The organism is Micromonospora sp. NPDC049275, assembly GCF_043197115.1.
Taxonomy (GTDB): Bacteria; Actinomycetota; Actinomycetes; order Mycobacteriales; family Micromonosporaceae; genus Micromonospora.
In genome coordinates, this window is the sequence record NZ_JBICSN010000009.1 from 94,302 (window position 1) to 111,292 (window position 16,991).

Below are 16,991 nucleotides of genomic sequence, written 5' to 3' on the forward strand. Positions count from 1 at the left end.
CGCACGCGGCACGTGGCCAGGTCATGAACGCCTCGGTGCCGGGTCGTCAGCGCTGCAGTCGGGTCGGGCTGCCCGGCCCGCTGCGCCGGACGAGCCACGCCTCGGTGATGTGCGTGAACATCGCCTGTGCCGCGCCGTCGGGGTCGTGGGCGGCGATGCGCTCGAAGATGCGCCGGTGCCCCTGGTTCGATGCCACGCACAGGGCCCGCTCGGTCTTGCCCATGTACCGCGCCGTGTTGACGACCTGGCTCTCCAGGGACCGGACGACGCCCCGGGCGATGCGGTTCCCGGACGCCTGCATCACCGTGTCGTGGAAGGCGCGATCGTGCTCGTGGTAGGTGACGTGGTCGTCCACCAGCTCGTCCATCCGGTTCACCAGAGCACGCAGCCGGTCGATGGTCTCCTGGTCGGCGAGTCGGGCGGCCACGTTCGCCATGTCGGACTCCAGCACCCGCCGGGTGACCACCAGATCGTCGAGGATCGCGAGGGTGTCGTCCACGGCGATGGTTGCCGCGAGGACGAGCTCGTCGAGCATGTCCCACGCCGAGGGCGAGGTGACCATCGTGCCGCTGCCCTGGCGGACCTGGACGAGCCCCTTCTCCTGCAGGATCTTCACCGCCTCGCGGATGACCGTCCGGCTCACCGAGAAGGTTTCGCAGAGCACCGGCTCGGGGGGTAGCGGTGTGCCCGAGGGGTGCACTCCCTGCACGATCCGGGTCACCAGCTCGGCCGTGATCGCCTGAGCCAGGTTGGTCGGGCGACGGGCCCAGGCCGGTGCCGTCGTGCCGTTGACGGTCGACTGGTTCGATGTCGTCACGTTCACCTCCGCGTAGCCGCGGGAGCGGGCCCACGAGTCCGCCCCAGTGTAAGGGCAACCGTTGACGTCAGACGTCATACGAGTTACGTTCTCGTCAATCTTGCATCGACGGCCGGTTCTCGGCCACTCCCCATATGAAGGTGAGCAACGATGAAGCAACGAGCAGTGTGGGCCGCGGTCCTCGTTGCAGGGCTGGCCCTGGCTGGCTGTGGAAGCGCGACAGGTTCGGGTTCGTCGTCCGGAGGCTCGGCCAAGAAGCTGGTCGTGTGGGACTGGAAGTCCGGCGAGGCCAGCTCCGCGCAGTACGTGGAGAAGGCCAAGGCGGACTTCGCCAAGAAGCATAAGGACGTCGAGGTCGAATTTGTGGCCCAGCCGTTCGATCAGTACTACACGTTGCTGGGTGCGGCCATCCAGTCGGGCAAGGGTCCCGACGTCATCCTGTTCAACGGTGGCGGCCAGATCCGCGACCGGGTGGACTCGCTCCAGCCGCTCGACGAGTACGTGGGCGAGGACCGGCAGCGGCTGGCCGGCTGGGAGGCGTTCGCCAAGGGTGGCAAGACCTACGCCGCTCCGGTGACCCTGCAGGGCCACCCGATCTACTACAACAAGGCGCTCTACGAGCGGGCCGGCCTCGACCCGGCGAAGCCGGCCACGACGTGGCAGGAGTTCGTCGCCAACTGCGCCACCATCACCCAGAAGACAGGCGCCAAGTGCTTCGCCCAGGGCAACAAGGAGGGCATCGGCATCCAGTTCTTCCTGTCGGCCATGGCGTCGGGCGTCCTCACCCCGCAGGAGTACGACAACTGGATCGCCGGCAAGCGCGACTGGAAGTCGCCGAACGTGAAGAAGATCTTCGAGCTGTGGAAGGAGACCGGCACCGCCAAGCTGAACAACGACGGGGCCAACTCCACCGCGATGTTCAACGATGCCTTCGCCGTCTTCCAGTCCGGTAAGGCCGCCCACATCATCGGTCTGATGTCCGACATCGGGCACTGGAAGGACTTCAACGAGTTCATCACGCCCGAGAAGCTCGGCGTCATGATGGCCCCGGCGGTGACCAGTGGCGCCACCCCGAGCCTGCCGTACGACGGTGGTATCGGCTACGCGGTCGCCAAGTGGACCAAGGACCCGAAGGTGGCCGCCGACCTGGTGCGCTCGCTGACCTCCACCGACGCCCTGAAGGCGTTCTACGCCAACGCCGGCGCGATCACCGCCGACACGACCATCGACGTGTCGCAGTCCGGGCCGGCCGTCACCACGATCGTCGGCGCGCTCAAGGCCGGCAAGCCGGCGCCGCACGTGGCGCTCTCCTCGAAGGCGCTCGACCTGATGGGCAGGCTCTCCCAGCAGCTGCTCAGCGGTTCGATAAGCGTCGACGAGGTCGTGAAGCAGATGGCCGCCGCGGACACGGCGGGCTGATCGTGTCGATCGGTAACTCGCTCCCGTCGGTCCGCTCGGCTTCGGCCGGGCGGGCCGGCGGGGTCCCGCCCGTACCCGAGCCGTCGGGCCGCCGTGCCGTTCCCCGGCGCCTCGCCGGCGGCCGTCGCGCCGAGATGCTCGCGCCCTTCGTGCTGGTCGCCCCGGCCGTCCTGATCCTCGTGCTGCTGCGGTTGTACCCGCTGCTGCTCGGCGTCAACTTCTCCTTCACCGGTGACGGCGACCGCGACGGGGCAGTGGTCGGCTTCGACAACTACGTCGACCTGTTGCAGGACCCGCTGTTCCAGGGCGCCCTGCGCAACGTGGGGCTGCTGGTGCTGCTCCTGCCGGTGGCGGTGGCCATCCCGGGTCTGCTCGCCACCTTCATCTACCTGCGCGTCCCCGGCCACCGGTTCTACCGCAGCGTCTACTTCTTCCCGGCCGTGCTGTCCCCGGTCATCGTCGGCGCGATCTTCAACCTGCTGCTCTCGTTCGACGGCCCGGTCAACAGCATTCTGGGCGCGGTCGGCATCGGCCCCGTGGACTGGCTCGGTGACCCGGACGTCGCCATGTTCGCTGTCGTCGGCGTGCACGTGTGGGCGACCTTCGGCATGGCCCTGGTCGTGTTCCTCGCGGGCTTCGCGACCCTGGACTCCGCGCTGCTGGACGCCGCCCGGGTGGATGGCGCGTCCCTGTCCCAGGTCATCTGGCACGTGATCATCCCCAGCCTCACCCGCACCATCCAGTTCGTCTTCGTGACCACGATGATCGGGATGCTGACGTCCATGTTCGGCCTGCTCTACGTCATGACCAGTGGCGGCCCGGAGGGCTCGACGTACCTGCCGGAGTACTACATCTGGATCCAGCAGGGGCAGATGAACCGGCCTGCGCTCGCGTCGGCCGCGTCCACCGTCCTCTTCGTCATCATGCTCGTCGTCGGGCTGTTGCAACTCAAGCTGCTCCGCCGAGCGGGGAGGGAAGACTGATGTCCCGCGTCCGACTGGGCAGATGGCTGCTCGTGATCCCGATGGGGCTCCTCGCGCTCGCGACGATCTACCCGCTGCTGTTCACCGCGAACGTCGCCATGAAGACCCGCCGCGAGTACATTCTCGACCGGTTCTCACTGGCGGACTCGCTGCGCTTCGAGAACATCACCACCGCGTGGACAAGCGTCGGCATGGGCCGCTACGCGACCAACTCGATCGTCGTGGTGGCGTGCTCGGTGTTCCTGCTGCTGCTGTTCGGGTCGATGGCCGGCTTCGCGCTGAGCCAACTGCGCTTCCGGGGCTCGAACGCGCTGTTCATAGGCTGCCTCGCGGCGCTCTTCATCCCCTTCCAGGTCATCATGGTGCCGCTGGCCCGGGTCATGGCGGACAGCGGCCTCGTCGACACGTACCCGGGTCTGATCCTCGCGTACGTCGCGCAGTTCCTGCCCTTCACGGTCTTTTTGATGACCAGCTACTACAAGACCATCCCGGCCGAGATCGTCGACGCGGCCCGGATCGACGGCAACACCGTGTACGGCGTCTACCGGCGGATCATGCTGCCGCTGGGTGCTCCGGCGCTGCTCTCGGTCGGCATCCTCAACACGCTGTTCTGCTGGAACGACGTGCTGATCTCGCTGCTGCTGATGCCGTCGGCCGACCACCGCACCCTGATGGTCGGGGTGACCTCGCTACGGGGGCAGTACTCCGAGGACATTCCCACGTTCGCCTCCGGGGTGCTCATCGCCGCGATCCCCGTCCTGGCGGTCTACCTGTTCCTTCAGCGCCAGATCGCCGACGGCGTCGCCGCTGGTTCCACGAAAGGCTGACATGCGTATCACCGGGTATCGAACCCTCACCACGGTCCAGGAGTGGGGCCGGCCCGTCGGCGACGCCAACGGCGTGTTCCCCGACGGCGTCACGACGGTGCCGATCACCATCGTCGAGACCGATGGCGGGATCAGCGGCGTCGGCCTGGGCCCGCACGTGGAGATCGAGAAGATCTTCCCGGCCATCGAGGGAGAAGATCCCCGCGCGGTGACCACCCTGTACGACCGGATGCTCCGGCACACCTTCAAGGCCGGTCACGGCGGTCCGGTGTTCGGGACGATCGGCGCACTGGACACGGCCCTGTGGGACATCAAGGCGCAGCTGGCCGGCGAGCCGCTCTGGCGGCTGCTCGGCGGGCGGGACCGGCGTGTCCCCGCCTACGCGTCCGGCCTCGACATCGGTCTGACCGACGACGAGCTCGTCGCGGAGTACGAGATCTACGCCGGGTACGGCCTGCGTGCCGCGAAGCTCAAGGGCGGCCTCGACATCGAGCGGGACCGGCACCGGCTCGGTCTGGTGCGGGAGGTGCTCACCGAGGCGGGTCACGGCCGGCGTCCCGGTCTGATGCTCGACGTCAACGAGGCGTGGTCACGCAAGCAGGCCGTCCGGCACGTGGCCGAGCTGGAACGTACCCTCGATCTGATCTGGATCGAGGAGCCGGTCCGCCGCTGGGACGCCGAGGGTCTGGCCGCCGTCGGCCGGGGCGTTCGAGCGTCGGTCGCCACCGGCGAGAACCTCACCGGTCTGGAGCAGTACCGCCCGCTGATCGGGGCGGGCGCCGTCGACATCGTCCAGATGGCAGCCGTCTGGGGCGTCACCCACTTCCTGCGGGTGGCGGCCCTGGCACATGCCCACGACCTGCCGGTCAGCCCCATCGGAAACATCCCGGTCGGGCTGCTGCACGCCGCCACCTCGGTGCCGAACCACCTGGTCAGCGAGCTACAGGATCTGCGTCCGCCGGCCGGCATCGGCCTCGACCTGCACATCGAGGACGGCGCGTTCATCCTCGGCGACACACCCGGTCTGGGCATCCGGATCGACGAGGTGGCGATCGCGGCCGCCGGACACCGAGCTGGCAGCCCGGCCGCCCAGAGCCCGAACGTCCGACCGGAGCGGGCGGGCAAACGCCTGCTGGCGGTGGCCGACCAGACGCCCACCGTCGCACCGGTACGGGTCGAGGCCCTGCTCGCCGATGCCGTCGGCGCGCAGAACGACGTGGCGCCCCTGCGGCACTGAACCTCGCACCACCGCACCTCTTCCGAAAGGAAACCGAGTGTCATTCTCGCTCGAACCCTCCAGACGGACTCTCCCGGTGGCGGTCGCGGCCGTGCTCGTGGCCGGCGCCCCCGCCGGTCCGCTCGCCACACCGGCCGGGTGGCGGCACCACTTCAGCGACATTCAGATGAGCTAGCGATCTTCGGTGGTGGGTGCGTCGTCACGGCGGCGTACCCACCGCCGCGTTCCTGCACAGGTATCCAACGACGTTGAGCGGAGCAGCAGTGAAGGCAGTTGTCTACCGGGGTGCGCGTGATCTCGGGATCGAGGACCGTACCCCAGAACCGCCGGGCCCCGGCCAGGTGCGGATCGCGGTGGCCTACACCGGGATCTGCGGTACGGACCTGCACATCTTCCACGGCGACATGGACGCCCGGGTGGGCGCGTCGGCGGTGATCGGGCACGAGATGTCCGGCCGGGTCGCCGCGCTGGGCGACGGCGTCAGCGGCCTGACCGTCGGGCAGCCCGTCACCGTGATGCCGACCCGCGCCTGCGGGCGGTGCGCGGCGTGCCGCCGTGGGAACTCGCACATCTGCCACGCCATGAACTTCCTCGGCATCGACTCGCCCGGCGCGATGCAGTCGTCGTGGACCGTGCCGGCCGAGCTGGTGCTACCGCTCCCCGACGACCTGCCGTTGGACCACGCGGCGCTGGTCGAGCCGGTAGCGGTCGCGGTGCACGACGTCGGCCGAGCGAAGGTGGCCTCCGGAGAGCACGTGGTCGTCGTCGGCGGCGGCCCGGTGGGCGTCCTCATCGCCGCCGTGGCCCGAGCACGGGGGGCGGAGGTCCTGCTCGTCGAACCGGACGGTTTCCGACGCGGAGTCGCGTCGGGGATCGGGATCGAGGCCGTGGACCCGGGGCCCACCGACGTGGTGGCGCTCGTCAATGAGCGGACCGGGGGCGCGGGCGCGGACGTCGCGTTCGAGGTGTCCGGTTCCGCCGCCGGAGTCGGCACGGCCGTGGACGTGCTGACCACCCGGGGCCGGCTGGTCATGGTGGCGATCCACCCGCAGCCGCGTCCGGTGAACCTGCACCGGTTCTTCTGGCGGGAGTTGGAGTTGCTGGGCGCGCGGCTGTACCAGCGCGAGGACGTGGCGGAGGCGATCCGGCTGGTCGCGGCGGGCGTCATTCCGACCCAGGAGCTGATCTCCCGAGTGCTTCCCGTGGAGGGCGTCACCGACGCGTTCACGGCTCTGGAAGGTGGCGGCGGCGTCATGAAGGTGCTGCTCGACTGGCGGGAGGAGGGCCGATGAGCGCCCTGTTCGACCTGACGGGACGTACCGCGCTGGTGACCGGCGCCCGGCGGGGGATCGGCCTGGGGATGGCCGAGGCCCTGGCGCTGGCCGGCGCGGACATCATCGGGGTGTCGGCGCAGTTGGAGGCCGAGGGCAGTGAGGTGCAGCGGCGAGTCGAGGCGGCCGGTCGCCGGTTCACCGGTTTCCGGACGGACCTGGGCGACCGGGCCGCGGTGTATCGGCTGGCCGAGGAGGCCGAGGCGGTGGCGCCGGTGGACATCCTCGTGAACAACGGTGGCACGATCGCCCGGGCGCCGGCCGTCGAGCACCCGGACGAGATGTGGGACCGGGTGTTGCAGGTGAACCTGTCCAGCCAGTTCGTGTTGAGCCGGGAGATCGGCCGGAAGATGGTCGACCGCGGTCGCGGCAAGATCATTTTCACCGCCTCGCTGCTGAGCTTCCAGGGCGGCATCAACGTCGCGAGCTACACCGCGGCGAAGTCCGGCCTCGCCGGGCTGACCAAGGCCCTCTCCAACGAGTGGGCGGGCGCAGGGGTGAACGTCAACGCGATCGCGCCCGGCTACATCGCCACCGACAACACGCAGGCGCTGCGTGACGACCCGACGCGCAACGACGCGATCCTGGGCCGGATCCCGGCCGGTCGATGGGGACGCGCCGACGACCTGGCCGGCGCCACCGTGTTCCTGGCCGCCGCGGCCTCGGACTACGTGCACGGCACCGTCCTACCCGTCGACGGCGGCTGGTTGGGCCGATGACGCAGACCTCGCCGGCCGGACGCCCCGGCATCGTCGACGCGCACCACCACCTCTGGGTCCGTGCGCGGCACCCGCAACCCTGGATCGACCCGGACACGATGGCGGCGATCGACAACGACTTCACCCCGGCGGATCTCGCCCCGGCGGCACGTGCCGCCGGCGTCACCGAGACCGTCGTCGTGCAGTCCATCGCCTCCGTGGCGGAGACGGAGCACCTGCTGGGCATCGCGGCCGACGATCCGCTCATCAGCGGGGTCGTCGGCTGGGTGAACCTCACCGCCGACGACATCGACGAGCGCATCGACCGGCTCCGCGCGGCACGTGGCGGGGAGCGGTTGGTCAGCATCCGGCACCTCGTCCAGTCCGAACCCGACCCGGCGTACCTCGACCGTCGCGACGTCCGGCGGGGCATCGCGGCGGTCGGCGCGGCCGGCCTCGCCTACGACCTGCTGGTCCGCGACCACCAACTGCCGGCGGCCACCCGGCTCGTCCGCGACCTGCCCGAGGTGTCGTTCGTCCTGGACCACCTCGGCAAACCGGCGCTCGGCACGGGTGGCCTCGGCGACTGGCCGGCCCACCTGCGGGCGCTCGCCGCCGAGCCGAACGTCACCGCGAAGCTCTCCGGTCTGGTGACCGAGGTGGACGGGTCGTCCTGGACGGCCGACGACCTGCGGCCCGCCGTCGACCACGCGCTCGCCGTGTTCGGCCCGGACCGGCTCATGTTCGGCTCGGACTGGCCGGTGTGCCTGCTCGCCAGCTCCTACACCCGGTGGGTCAGGGTGCTCGCCGACCTGGTGGAGTCACTCGGCGACGCGGAGCAGGCGGCGATCTGGCGGAAAACCGCCCACCGGGCGTACCGGCTGGAGGCGTCATGATGGGCTGGGCGCTGCCCCGCCGGCCGGAGGTCCGCCTCACCGCGCTGGGCTTCGGCGCCGCGCAGGGCGGCAGCCTGTACCGGGCGACGTCGGGTGAGGAGTTCGCCGGCGCCGTCGACACCGCCTGGGACGCCGGCATCCGGTACTTCGACACCGCGCCGCACTACGGCCTCGGCCTGTCCGAACGGCGGTTGGGCGCCGCGCTGCGGTCCCGGCCCCGCGAGGAGTACGTGGTGTCGACGAAGGTCGGGCGGCTGCTCGTACCCTCGCCGGAGACCGCGGGGGAGCGTGACTCGGAGGGCTTCGACGTGCCGGCCGACCACCGGCGGGTCTGGGACTTCAGCCGCGACGGTGTACGCCGGTCGTTGGACGCCAGCCTGGAACGTACCGGCCTGGACCGGGTGGACGTGGTGTACCTGCACGACCCGGACGAGCACTGGGAGCAGGCGGCGACCGAGGCGGTACCCGCGCTGGTGGAGCTCCGCGACCAGGGCGTCATCGGCGCGATCGGGGCCGGCATGAACCAGTCGGCGATGCTGGCTCGGTTCGTCGAGGAGACCGACGTCGACGTGGTCATGTGCGCCGGCCGGTACACCCTTCTCGAACAGGGCGCGCTCGATGACCTGTTGCCCGCCGCGCAGGCCCGTGGGGTCGGCGTGGTGATCGCCGGGGTCTACAACTCGGGCCTGCTGGCGCGTGACCAGCCGCCGGCCGACGCGGTCTACAACTATGAGCAGGCGCCACCGGAGCTGATCGAGCGGGCCCGGCGGATCGCGGCGATCTGTGCGGCGTACGGCGTCACGCTGCCGCAGGCGGCGCTGGCGTTCGTCCGTCGGCATCCGACAGTGGTCTCGACGGTGGTCGGCCTGCGCGACGCCGCCCAGGTGACCGAGACCCTGCGCCGGTCGGACGTGGAGGTGCCGGACCAGCTCTGGGCGGCGCTGCGCGACGCCGGGCTGCTCGGCGGATGACGACACACAGCTGAACGCGGTGCGCCGGCCACCCCATCGTCTTCGATCGGGTGGCCGGCGCCCTTTTCGGAGCTACGGCCTCATCGCTAGACCGCGGTGAACCGCCACTGCTGGTTGGTGGCGCTGTGGCAGCCCCACTGCAACAGTCGGGCCCCGTCGGCAGTCGAGGCGCCGTTGACATCCACGCAGAGCCCGCTGAGCGCGCTCTTGACCGTGTAGACCCCGGTGGTGCCGGTCGCCGTCACGGTGAACTTCTGCTGGTTGGAGTTGGTGCAGGTGCTGTGTTGCAGGAAGGCGCCCTGTGCGGTGGATCCGCCGACGACGTCGAGGCACTTGCCGCTGTGCACCGCCTTGAGGTAGACGGCGCCGTTGCCAGCGTCCACCGCCTGCCACTTCTGGTTGTTGCCGCCGGTGGCCGCCCACTGCACGACCTGGGCGCCGTCGGCGGTGGAGTTGCCGCTGACGTCCATCAGCTTGCCGCTGTGCTGCGCCGCGACGGTCCAGGTCCGGCCGGCGATCCCGCCACCGCCGGTGCTGGGGACCCCCACGCCGTTGCCGCCGAAGGTGAACGCGTCGAGGTCGAACCAGTTGGTCGTGGAGCCCTTGAACACCATGTAGAGCGTGTGCGTCCCGGACAGGGCCGCCACGGACACCGGGGACGTGGACTGGTAGTTGTCCCAGCCACCGGTGCTGGGCACCGTCGTGGTGGCCAGCAGGGTGCCGGTCGGCGAGTCGGCCCGCAGCTCGATGGAACCTCCACCGCTCGGCGACGACAGCCGGTAGCTGACGTTGCTGATGCCCGACAGGCTCATCGGGTTGAACGCCACCCAGTCGTTGTTGGAGATGTCACCGACGCGCTTGCCGCTCTCCGCGGCGGCCTGGTCGACGACACGGACGCCGGACTGGCTGCTGAAGTACTCGGCCTGCTTGTGCTTGGGCTGCAGGATCGCCGTCGCGTAGCCGGTCAGCGGCGCCGCCCCACCCGAGCCACCGTCGTCGGTGTAGCGGGCGTTGAGCACGTAGTACAGGTTCGCGCCTTCGGGGTGTCCGCCGAGCAGGTCGGTGGAGATGGTGCCCGAGCAGCCCGGGTACTCAGTGGTCTCGTGCGCGTGGTCGTCGTGGCCGAGAGCCGGGTTGACGAGCACCTTCGAGCAGTCGATGGCCGCGCCGCCGGGGTCGGAGACACTTACCGTGTACGAGACCTTGTCGCCGAAGTTCAGCATGCCGCCGTTGGGCGGCACGTTGATGGTGACGACCGGGGCGGTGTTGCCGACGGTGATCTGCACGTTGGCGAAGCCGGTCCTGCCGGTGTTGTCGGTGACCTTCAGCTGCGCCGTGTAGTTGCCGTTGGTGGTGTAGGTGTGCGCCGGGTTGGCTGCCGTGGACGTACCGCCGTCACCGAAGGTCCACTGGTAGCTGAGTGTGTTGCCGGCGTCCGGGTCCGCCGTGCCGGCGCTGCTGAACTGGACGGTCAGCGGGGAGCTGCCGCTGGTGGGCGTGCCGACGGCCTTCGCGATCGGTGAGCGTCCACCCTGGATGTAGTCGATGCGGTAGAGCCCGGAGTCGTTGTTGCCGCCGCCGAAGTTGGAGCCCCACTCCAGCAGGTAGAGCGAGCCGTCCGGGCCGAACTCCATGTCCATCGGCTTGTTGAAGTTGCCGCCGGGCAGGAACGAGTTGGTCCGGGTGACCGCCGTCGACGAGTCGAAGTGCGTCTCCTTGATGTAGTTGCGCGACCACTCGTAGAAGAAGTGCACGCCGTCGTAGTAGGCCGGGAACTTCGTCGCCGACGGGTTCGCCGCGTTGTAGCGGTAGACCGGCCCACCCATCGGCGCCGACCCGCCGGAGCCCAGCTCCGGGAAGGTCGTCGACGCGGGGTAGCCGTACCAGATGTTGGGCGAGACGATCGGCTTGAGGTTGACCAGACCGGTGTTGTTGGGCGAGTTGTTGACGGGGGCGTTGCAGTTGAACTTCGCCCCGACGACGCCGGTGTCCGGGTTGAACGGCGCGTACGGCTGGTTGTTGCCGTGGCAGAACGGCCAGCCGTAGTTGCCGGCCGCCTTGATCACGTTGAGCTCGACGAGCCCCTCGGGACCCCGGTTGGTGGTCGGCGGGTTGCGGTCGGGACCGTAGTCGGCCAGGTAGACCCAGCCGGTGGCCGCGTCGATCGAGAAGCGGAACGGGTTGCGGAAGCCCATGGCGTAGACCTCGGGTCGGGTCTGCGCGGTCCCCTGGGGGTAGAGGTTGCCCGTCGGGATGGTGTAACCACCGGTGGCCGACGGCTTGATACGCAGCAGCTTGCCGCGCAGGTCGTTGGTGTTACCGGCGGATCGGGCGGCGTCCAGGTTGGCCTTGCCCGACCGCCAGTCCAGCGGGGCGTAGCCCTGCCAGTTGGGGTCGAGGTTGGGCGGGGTGTCGTCGCCGGTGCCGATGTAGAGGTTGCCGTCCGGGCCGAACTCGATGTAGCCGCCGGTGTGGCCGGGCTCGGCGAAGGTCCGGTCACGGTACGCCGGGATGTCGATGATCCGGGCCTCGGTGGACAGGTTCAGGGTGTCCCCGGTGAGCGTGTAGCGGGAGACCCGGTTGACGTCGGTAGTGCTGCTCGCCGGCGAGTGGTAGACGTACACGTATCCGTTGCTGGCGAACGCCGGGTCTATCGCGACGCCGGTGAGGCCGTCCTCGCCGCCGGTGTAGACGCTCAGCGTGGCGGCGGTGACGGTGCTGTTCGTGCTGGGCTTGAAGATCTTGATCTGCCCGCCGCGCTGGACGTAGAGCACGCGGCCGTCGGGCAGCACTGCCAGCGCCATCGGGTCGGCGGTGTTGTCGTCCAGGGTGCGCTTCTCGAAGTTGCTCCAGACGGTCCCGCCACAGTCGCCGGGCTGGTTGCCGGCGGCCCACTTGATGCCACCGAGGACGTGGTTGCGGAAGTTCGTCTCGCTGTACGACTCGCTCGCGTGGCCCATCGCGGTGGCCCACACCCGGCCGCCGCCGGCGTTACGGCACCACGAGATCGGGTGGTCCGGGCCCATCGCCCGCGAGCCCGGGTTGTACGTGCGCTCGTCGGCGGTCACCAGGACGTGCACGTTGCCGCGCGGGTTGGAGTCGAAGTTGTACCACTCCTCGCTGCGGTTCCAGCGGTCCGGCAGACCGGTCGTCGACGGGTGCTGCTTGTCGGCGACGATGGCGGTGCCGGGCAGCACGCCGGGGGAGTGCTCGGGCATGTGGGCGCCGCCGTTGAGGGTCTGGTCCCACCAGGGGTACTCACCCTCGATGCCCATGTCCAGGGCGTTGTGGATGCCGACGATGCCCTTGCCGCTGGCGAGGTAACCCTCCACGGCCTGGCGTTGGGCGGCCGAGGTCCAGACCATGCCGGAGGTCTGGAGCATGATGATGACGTCGAAGGTGGCGAGGTTGGCGGGCGTGAAGACGCTCGCGTCCTCGGTCGCCACCACCTCGAAGTTGTTCGCGGCCGCCTGCTGCTGCACCATCGAGATTCCGGCCGGGATCGAGTCGTGCCGGTAGCCGACGGTCTTGGTGAACAGCAGGGCACGGAAGGCCGGGGCGGCGGACGCCGGTGGGGCCAGGCCGAGGGCCACTAACAGGCCGACGATGATTCCTACGATCATGGTGGGGCGACGCATGCCGTCTCCTAGGTCTGGGCGGGCAACTCCGTTTGCGAGCACGGGTCCGACACGCGCCAGGTTGTGCCTGGACGCGCGGGGGCCACGGGTGTGCTGGTCGCGGTCGTCATGCCGTCCGCCGAAACGGCAGTCAGCCCCGCAGGACGTCACGCAGCGTGACGTGGGCTGTGTGTTCGTCCATGGTCTGCGAGGTCAGGATGAGCTATCCATCGATTGATGTCAATGTAGCGGTGGAACGCCTGATGTTACTCCCCAGTAGGGGTGACCGGCTCCACTCGACCAGGCCGCCACTCGAGCCGATCGAGTGCCGGGCCTGGCAGTCACCGCAGATCGAGGATTGCGGAGCCGGATCCAAACATCTATCTTCATACGTGTGATGTTTCCTCGATGTCAAGGAAATGTTTGCACCATAAAAACGCAAGTTCTGCAGGGACCTGCGAAAGTGCGTCGCTCAGCGCGTTCGACGGCCTACCGGCCGGTGTACGGATCTTGTCGATGACTACTATCTGTAAGGGCTATCGGGATGGCAGATCCACAACCGGCACCGCTGCTGGCCCTGCGGGGCATCGGCAAGTCCTTTCTGGGCGTGCGCGTCCTCGGCGACGTCGACCTCGATGTGGCGCCGGGCGAGGTGCACGCCGTCGTCGGTGAGAACGGCGCCGGGAAGTCGACCCTCATGAAGATCGTTTCGGGTGCGTACACCCCGGACGAGGGCACCGTCGAGTTCGCCGGTCAACCCCGCGCGTTCCACGGCCCCCGCGACGCGCAGCGAGCCGGCGTCGGCATCATCCACCAGGAGTTCAACCTGCTGCCCGAGCGCACCGTCGCGGAGAACGTCTACCTGGGCCACGAGCCGGTCCGGCGCGGGCTGGTCGACCGCCGCGAGATGCTGGAGCGCACCCGACGCCTGCTGGCCTCGATCGGGGAGACCGCGCTGCCGGCCGACTCCCGGGTGGGGCGGCTCGGCGTCGCCCAGCAACAGGTCGTCGAGATCGCCAAGGCGCTCGCCCTGGACGCGCGGCTGCTCATCATGGACGAGCCGACCGCCGCGCTCGCGGACCAGGAGGTCGAGCTGCTCTACGGGCTGGTGCGCCGGCTGCAGGAACGTGGCATCGGGCTGCTCTACGTCTCGCACCGGCTCACCGAGGTCTTCGACCTGTCCAGCAGGATCACGGTCCTCAAGGACGGGCGCCGGGTGACCACCGTGGACACCGCGCAGACCAACTCGGACGAGCTGGTGCGGCACATGGTGGGTCGCGAGCTCTCCAGCTACTACCCCGAGCGGGCGGGCCCCGACGACCGTGGGCCGGTGCGCCTCGCCGTCCGGGGCGGGGGCAACCGGAAGCTGCGGGCGGTGGATCTCGAGTTGCGCGCCGGCGAGGTGCTCGGCGTCGGCGGCCTGCAGGGTTCCGGCCGGTCGGCGCTGGCCCGTGCGCTCTTCGGGGTGGCCCCGTTCACGACCGGCGACGTCGAGGTCGACGGCGAACCGGTGCGGCTGCGCTCGCCGCGCGCCGCGATGCGGGCCGGCATCGCGTACGTCACCGAGGACCGCAAGGGTGAGGGCATCGTGGCCCGGCAGTCGGTGTTGGACAACGCGCTGCTCGCCAGCCGGGCGGTGTTCGCGGCGCGGTCCGGTCGTGCCGCCCGCACCGCACGGGTGCGTGAACTGCTCGATGCCGTGGAGGTCCGCGCCGCCGGCGACGACCAGGAGATCCGCTTCCTCTCCGGCGGCAACCAGCAGAAGGTCGTCCTGGCCCGGTGGCTCGCGCTGACACCACGGATCCTGCTCTTCGACGAGCCGACCCGCGGCATCGACGTGGGCGCGAAGTCGGCCATCCACGATCTGGTCCGCCGCCTCGCCAGCGATGGCGCGGCCGTCCTGATGATCTCGTCGGAGTTGCCGGAGCTGCTCGGCATGAGCGATCGGATCGTCGTTCTGCGCGACGGCCGGATCGCGGGCGAGCTGCCCGCCGGCGCGACCGAGGAGGACGTCGTCGCCCTCGCCGTCGGCGCCGTCCGGGAGGCCGCCGCGTGAGCGTGAGGAGTGAGCCGGTTTTGCGAGCCCCGCAGTCGCGAACGGAAGAGGGTTCGGTGAGCGTGAGGAGTGAGCCGGTTTTGCGAGCCCCGCAGTCGCGAACGGAAGAGGGTTCGGTGAGCGTGAGGAGTGAGCCGGTTTTGCGAGCCCCGCAGTCGCGAACGGAAGAGAGTTCAGCATGACCGCCCTGTCGCTTCGGCCGGCCCGACGCGCCGTACCGGGTGTGTTCGTGGCCCTGGCCCTCACTCTCGTCATCGGCTGGCTGGTCGTTCTGCTCGACGGCGGCCAGCTCTTCAACCAGTCGACGACGGTGAGCCTGCTGCACGTCGCCGCCGGCCTCGGGCTCGTCGCCGTCGGGCAGACCCTGGTCATCCTCGGCGGTTCGCTCGACCTGTCGGTGGCGTTCGTGATCAGCCTGAGCACCCTCGTGGCGGCCGAGGCGATGAACGGCAGCGACGGCGCGGTGCTCCCGGCGATCGGGCTGGCGCTCGCGGTCAGCGCGGCCGTCGGGCTGCTCAACGGGGTCCTCGTCACCAAGCTGCGGATCAACGCGTTCATCGCGACCCTCGGCGTCGGTCTGCTGCTCAAGGGCTACCTCGACAACGGCTACGACGGCCCGGCCGGCGAGAGCGCCCCGGCGCTCGTGCGGATTCTCGGCTACCAGCGGATCGGTCCGGTCCCGGTGTCCTTCCTGCTGCTGCTCGCGGTGACCGCGGCGGCCTGGTTCGCCCTGTCGCGGACCCGCTTCGGCCACCATCTGGTCGCCGTCGGCGGTGATCCGGAGGTCGCCAGGCTCTCCGGCGTCCGTAACGACCGGGTCCTCATCACGGCGCACATGCTGTGTTCCCTCTGCGCCGGCCTGGCCGGTGTCTACCTGGCCAGCCGACTCGGCTCCGGCGCCCCGCGGGTGGGCACCGAGGGGCTCTACGACCTGGAGTCGATCGCCGCGGTGGTCCTCGGCGGCACCGCTCTCGCCGGCGGACGCGGGGGAGTCCTCGGCACGGTCGGCGGCGTGCTGCTGCTCGCCAGCATCGACGCGGTCTTCAACCAGCTCGAGGTGGACGCGTTCTTCAAGCAGGTGATCCGCGGCGTGATCATCATCGCCGCGGTCGCCGTCTACGCCCGACGGGCCATGCGAAAGGCGGGGTCCTGAGATGCGGGTCGCCGAACGTCGTCCGCTGCCGCTGCGGATCCGCACCGACGGGATCGCGCCGATCGTGGCGCTCCTGGCGGTTCTGCTGATCCTCGTCGCGTTCGTCCAGCCCGACTTCCTCGCGCCACCGTCGCTGATGTCGTTCCTCGGGCGCTCCGCACCGATCATCCTGCTCGCCGCCGGTCAGTACTTCGTGATCGTCTGTGGAGAGTTCGACCTCTCCGTGGGCTCCCTGGTCACGGCGCAGGTAGTCGTCGCCGCGCGGCTCATCGACAGCGACCCGTCACGCACCTGGCCGGTGGTCGTGCTGCTGCTCGCCGGTGGTGCGCTCGTCGGATTGGTCAACGGCCTGGTCACCACGCTGCTGCGGGTGCCGTCCTTCATCACCACTCTCGGCATGTTCCTGATCCTCGTCGGCGCCGTGTACCTGTGGTCCGACGGCGCTCCGAAGGGCGGGCTCTCCGAGGAGTTCCGCCGCTTCGGTCGACGGGCCATCGAGGACGTGCCGCTGCTGGGCCGGATCCCGTACGCGCTGCTCGTTCTGGTGGTCGTCGCCGCGATCGCCGTCGTGCTGACGCGCTCCGACTTCGGCCGCACGCTTGTCGCCGTCGGCGACAATCCGCGCACCGCCGAGCTGAGCGGCGTACGGGTCGCGCGCACCAAGACGATCGCGTTCATGCTCAGCGGTCTCGCGGCGGCGGTAGCGGCGATCCTCCTGGGCGGGTACAGCGGCGTGTCGTTCCAGGCCGGTGTCGGCCTGGAGTTCGGGGCGATCACCGCGGTCGTGCTCGGTGGGGTCGCCCTCGGCGGTGGTCGCGGCTCGGTCGTCGGGGCGATGCTCGGCGCGCTGTCCCTCGAGACGCTCTTCGCGCTGATGAACTTCACGGGCGTCTCCGGCGCCCTCAGATCCACCGTCCAGGGCGTGATCATCCTGCTCGCCGTGGCGGTCTCGTCCCTGCGTTCCTCCTCCTCCAGATAAAGGTGAT

General features: G+C 69.8%; 13 protein-coding genes. 11 read left to right on the forward strand and 2 right to left on the reverse strand.

Annotation, left to right across the window (positions count from 1 at the left end; translation table 11 throughout):
- Positions 1-46: 46 nt before the first annotated feature.
- Positions 47-817, reverse strand: coding sequence for a FadR/GntR family transcriptional regulator (locus ACGFIE_RS24430; protein ID WP_363687192.1), 771 nt, complete (start codon positions 815-817; stop codon positions 47-49).
- A gap of 150 nt (positions 818-967) precedes the next feature.
- Here ACGFIE_RS24430 and ACGFIE_RS24435 point away from each other — a divergent pair, with 150 nt between their 5' ends.
- From ACGFIE_RS24435 to ACGFIE_RS24470, 8 genes are all read left to right on the forward strand, one after another.
- A complete protein-coding gene (locus ACGFIE_RS24435; RefSeq protein WP_393298346.1) occupies positions 968-2,236 on the forward strand; it encodes an ABC transporter substrate-binding protein in 1,269 nt (422 codons plus the stop codon).
- 2 nt (positions 2,237-2,238) lie between these two features.
- Positions 2,239-3,219: a carbohydrate ABC transporter permease gene (locus ACGFIE_RS24440; protein ID WP_393298349.1), complete on the forward strand. Its 981-nt coding sequence runs from the start codon at positions 2,239-2,241 to the stop codon at positions 3,217-3,219.
- Entirely contained in the window at positions 3,219-4,046 is an 828-nt protein-coding gene (locus ACGFIE_RS24445; protein ID WP_363687186.1) for a carbohydrate ABC transporter permease, read from the forward strand. The genes ACGFIE_RS24440 and ACGFIE_RS24445 overlap by 1 nt, the downstream gene beginning before the upstream one ends.
- Position 4,047: 1 nt before the next feature.
- On the forward strand, positions 4,048-5,283 hold the full coding sequence (locus ACGFIE_RS24450) for a mandelate racemase/muconate lactonizing enzyme family protein (RefSeq protein ID WP_393298352.1): 1,236 nt from the start codon (positions 4,048-4,050) through the stop codon (positions 5,281-5,283).
- A 263-nt stretch (positions 5,284-5,546) separates the two neighbouring features.
- On the forward strand, positions 5,547-6,575 hold the full coding sequence (locus tag ACGFIE_RS24455) for a zinc-binding dehydrogenase (RefSeq protein WP_393298355.1): 1,029 nt from the start codon (positions 5,547-5,549) through the stop codon (positions 6,573-6,575).
- Positions 6,572-7,333: an SDR family oxidoreductase gene (locus ACGFIE_RS24460; RefSeq protein WP_393298358.1), complete on the forward strand. Its 762-nt coding sequence runs from the start codon at positions 6,572-6,574 to the stop codon at positions 7,331-7,333. Before ACGFIE_RS24455 ends, ACGFIE_RS24460 begins: the two co-directional genes overlap by 4 nt.
- Positions 7,330-8,208, forward strand: coding sequence for an amidohydrolase family protein (locus ACGFIE_RS24465; RefSeq protein ID WP_393298361.1), 879 nt, complete (start codon positions 7,330-7,332; stop codon positions 8,206-8,208). Before ACGFIE_RS24460 ends, ACGFIE_RS24465 begins: the two co-directional genes overlap by 4 nt.
- Positions 8,205-9,179 carry an aldo/keto reductase gene (locus tag ACGFIE_RS24470; protein WP_393298364.1) on the forward strand — a complete coding sequence of 325 codons (975 nt, stop codon included), beginning with the start codon at positions 8,205-8,207 and terminating at the stop codon, positions 9,177-9,179. The genes ACGFIE_RS24465 and ACGFIE_RS24470 overlap by 4 nt, the downstream gene beginning before the upstream one ends.
- A gap of 86 nt (positions 9,180-9,265) precedes the next feature.
- On the opposite strand, the gene ACGFIE_RS24475 is transcribed toward ACGFIE_RS24470, so the two are convergent.
- Positions 9,266-12,817: a ThuA domain-containing protein gene (locus ACGFIE_RS24475; RefSeq protein ID WP_393298367.1), complete on the reverse strand. Its 3,552-nt coding sequence runs from the start codon at positions 12,815-12,817 to the stop codon at positions 9,266-9,268.
- Between the two features lie 523 nt (positions 12,818-13,340).
- Between ACGFIE_RS24475 and ACGFIE_RS24480 the strand changes: the two genes are divergently transcribed.
- The 3 genes from ACGFIE_RS24480 to ACGFIE_RS24490 all read left to right on the forward strand — a co-directional run bounded on the left by ACGFIE_RS24480 (position 13,341) and on the right by ACGFIE_RS24490 (position 16,984).
- Positions 13,341-14,852, forward strand: a complete 1,512-nt coding sequence (locus tag ACGFIE_RS24480; protein WP_393298370.1) for a sugar ABC transporter ATP-binding protein — start codon at positions 13,341-13,343, stop codon at positions 14,850-14,852.
- A 178-nt stretch (positions 14,853-15,030) separates the two neighbouring features.
- Complete coding sequence (locus ACGFIE_RS24485) at positions 15,031-16,005, forward strand: ABC transporter permease (protein WP_393298373.1); 975 nt, start codon at positions 15,031-15,033, stop codon at positions 16,003-16,005.
- 1 nt (position 16,006) lies between these two features.
- A complete protein-coding gene (locus ACGFIE_RS24490) occupies positions 16,007-16,984 on the forward strand; it encodes an ABC transporter permease (RefSeq protein ID WP_393298376.1) in 978 nt (325 codons plus the stop codon).
- Positions 16,985-16,991 lie beyond the last annotated feature (7 nt).

What these genes read in the sequence shown, in the direction of transcription:
- ACGFIE_RS24435 (WP_393298346.1), top strand. Translation starts at nt 968, where the DNA reads ATGAAGCAACGAGCAGTGTGGGCCGCGGTCCTCGTTGCAGGGCTGGCC.
- ACGFIE_RS24445 (WP_363687186.1), top strand. Translation starts at nt 3,219, where the DNA reads ATGTCCCGCGTCCGACTGGGCAGATGGCTGCTCGTGATCCCGATGGGG.
- ACGFIE_RS24450 (WP_393298352.1), top strand. Translation starts at nt 4,048, where the DNA reads ATGCGTATCACCGGGTATCGAACCCTCACCACGGTCCAGGAGTGGGGC.
- ACGFIE_RS24460 (WP_393298358.1), top strand. Translation starts at nt 6,572, where the DNA reads ATGAGCGCCCTGTTCGACCTGACGGGACGTACCGCGCTGGTGACCGGC.
- ACGFIE_RS24465 (WP_393298361.1), top strand. Translation starts at nt 7,330, where the DNA reads ATGACGCAGACCTCGCCGGCCGGACGCCCCGGCATCGTCGACGCGCAC.
- ACGFIE_RS24470 (WP_393298364.1), top strand. Translation starts at nt 8,205, where the DNA reads ATGATGGGCTGGGCGCTGCCCCGCCGGCCGGAGGTCCGCCTCACCGCG.
- ACGFIE_RS24475 (WP_393298367.1), bottom strand. Translation starts at nt 12,817, where the DNA reads ATGCGTCGCCCCACCATGATCGTAGGAATCATCGTCGGCCTGTTAGTG.
- ACGFIE_RS24480 (WP_393298370.1), top strand. Translation starts at nt 13,341, where the DNA reads ATGGCAGATCCACAACCGGCACCGCTGCTGGCCCTGCGGGGCATCGGC.
- ACGFIE_RS24485 (WP_393298373.1), top strand. Translation starts at nt 15,031, where the DNA reads ATGACCGCCCTGTCGCTTCGGCCGGCCCGACGCGCCGTACCGGGTGTG.
- ACGFIE_RS24490 (WP_393298376.1), top strand. Translation starts at nt 16,007, where the DNA reads ATGCGGGTCGCCGAACGTCGTCCGCTGCCGCTGCGGATCCGCACCGAC.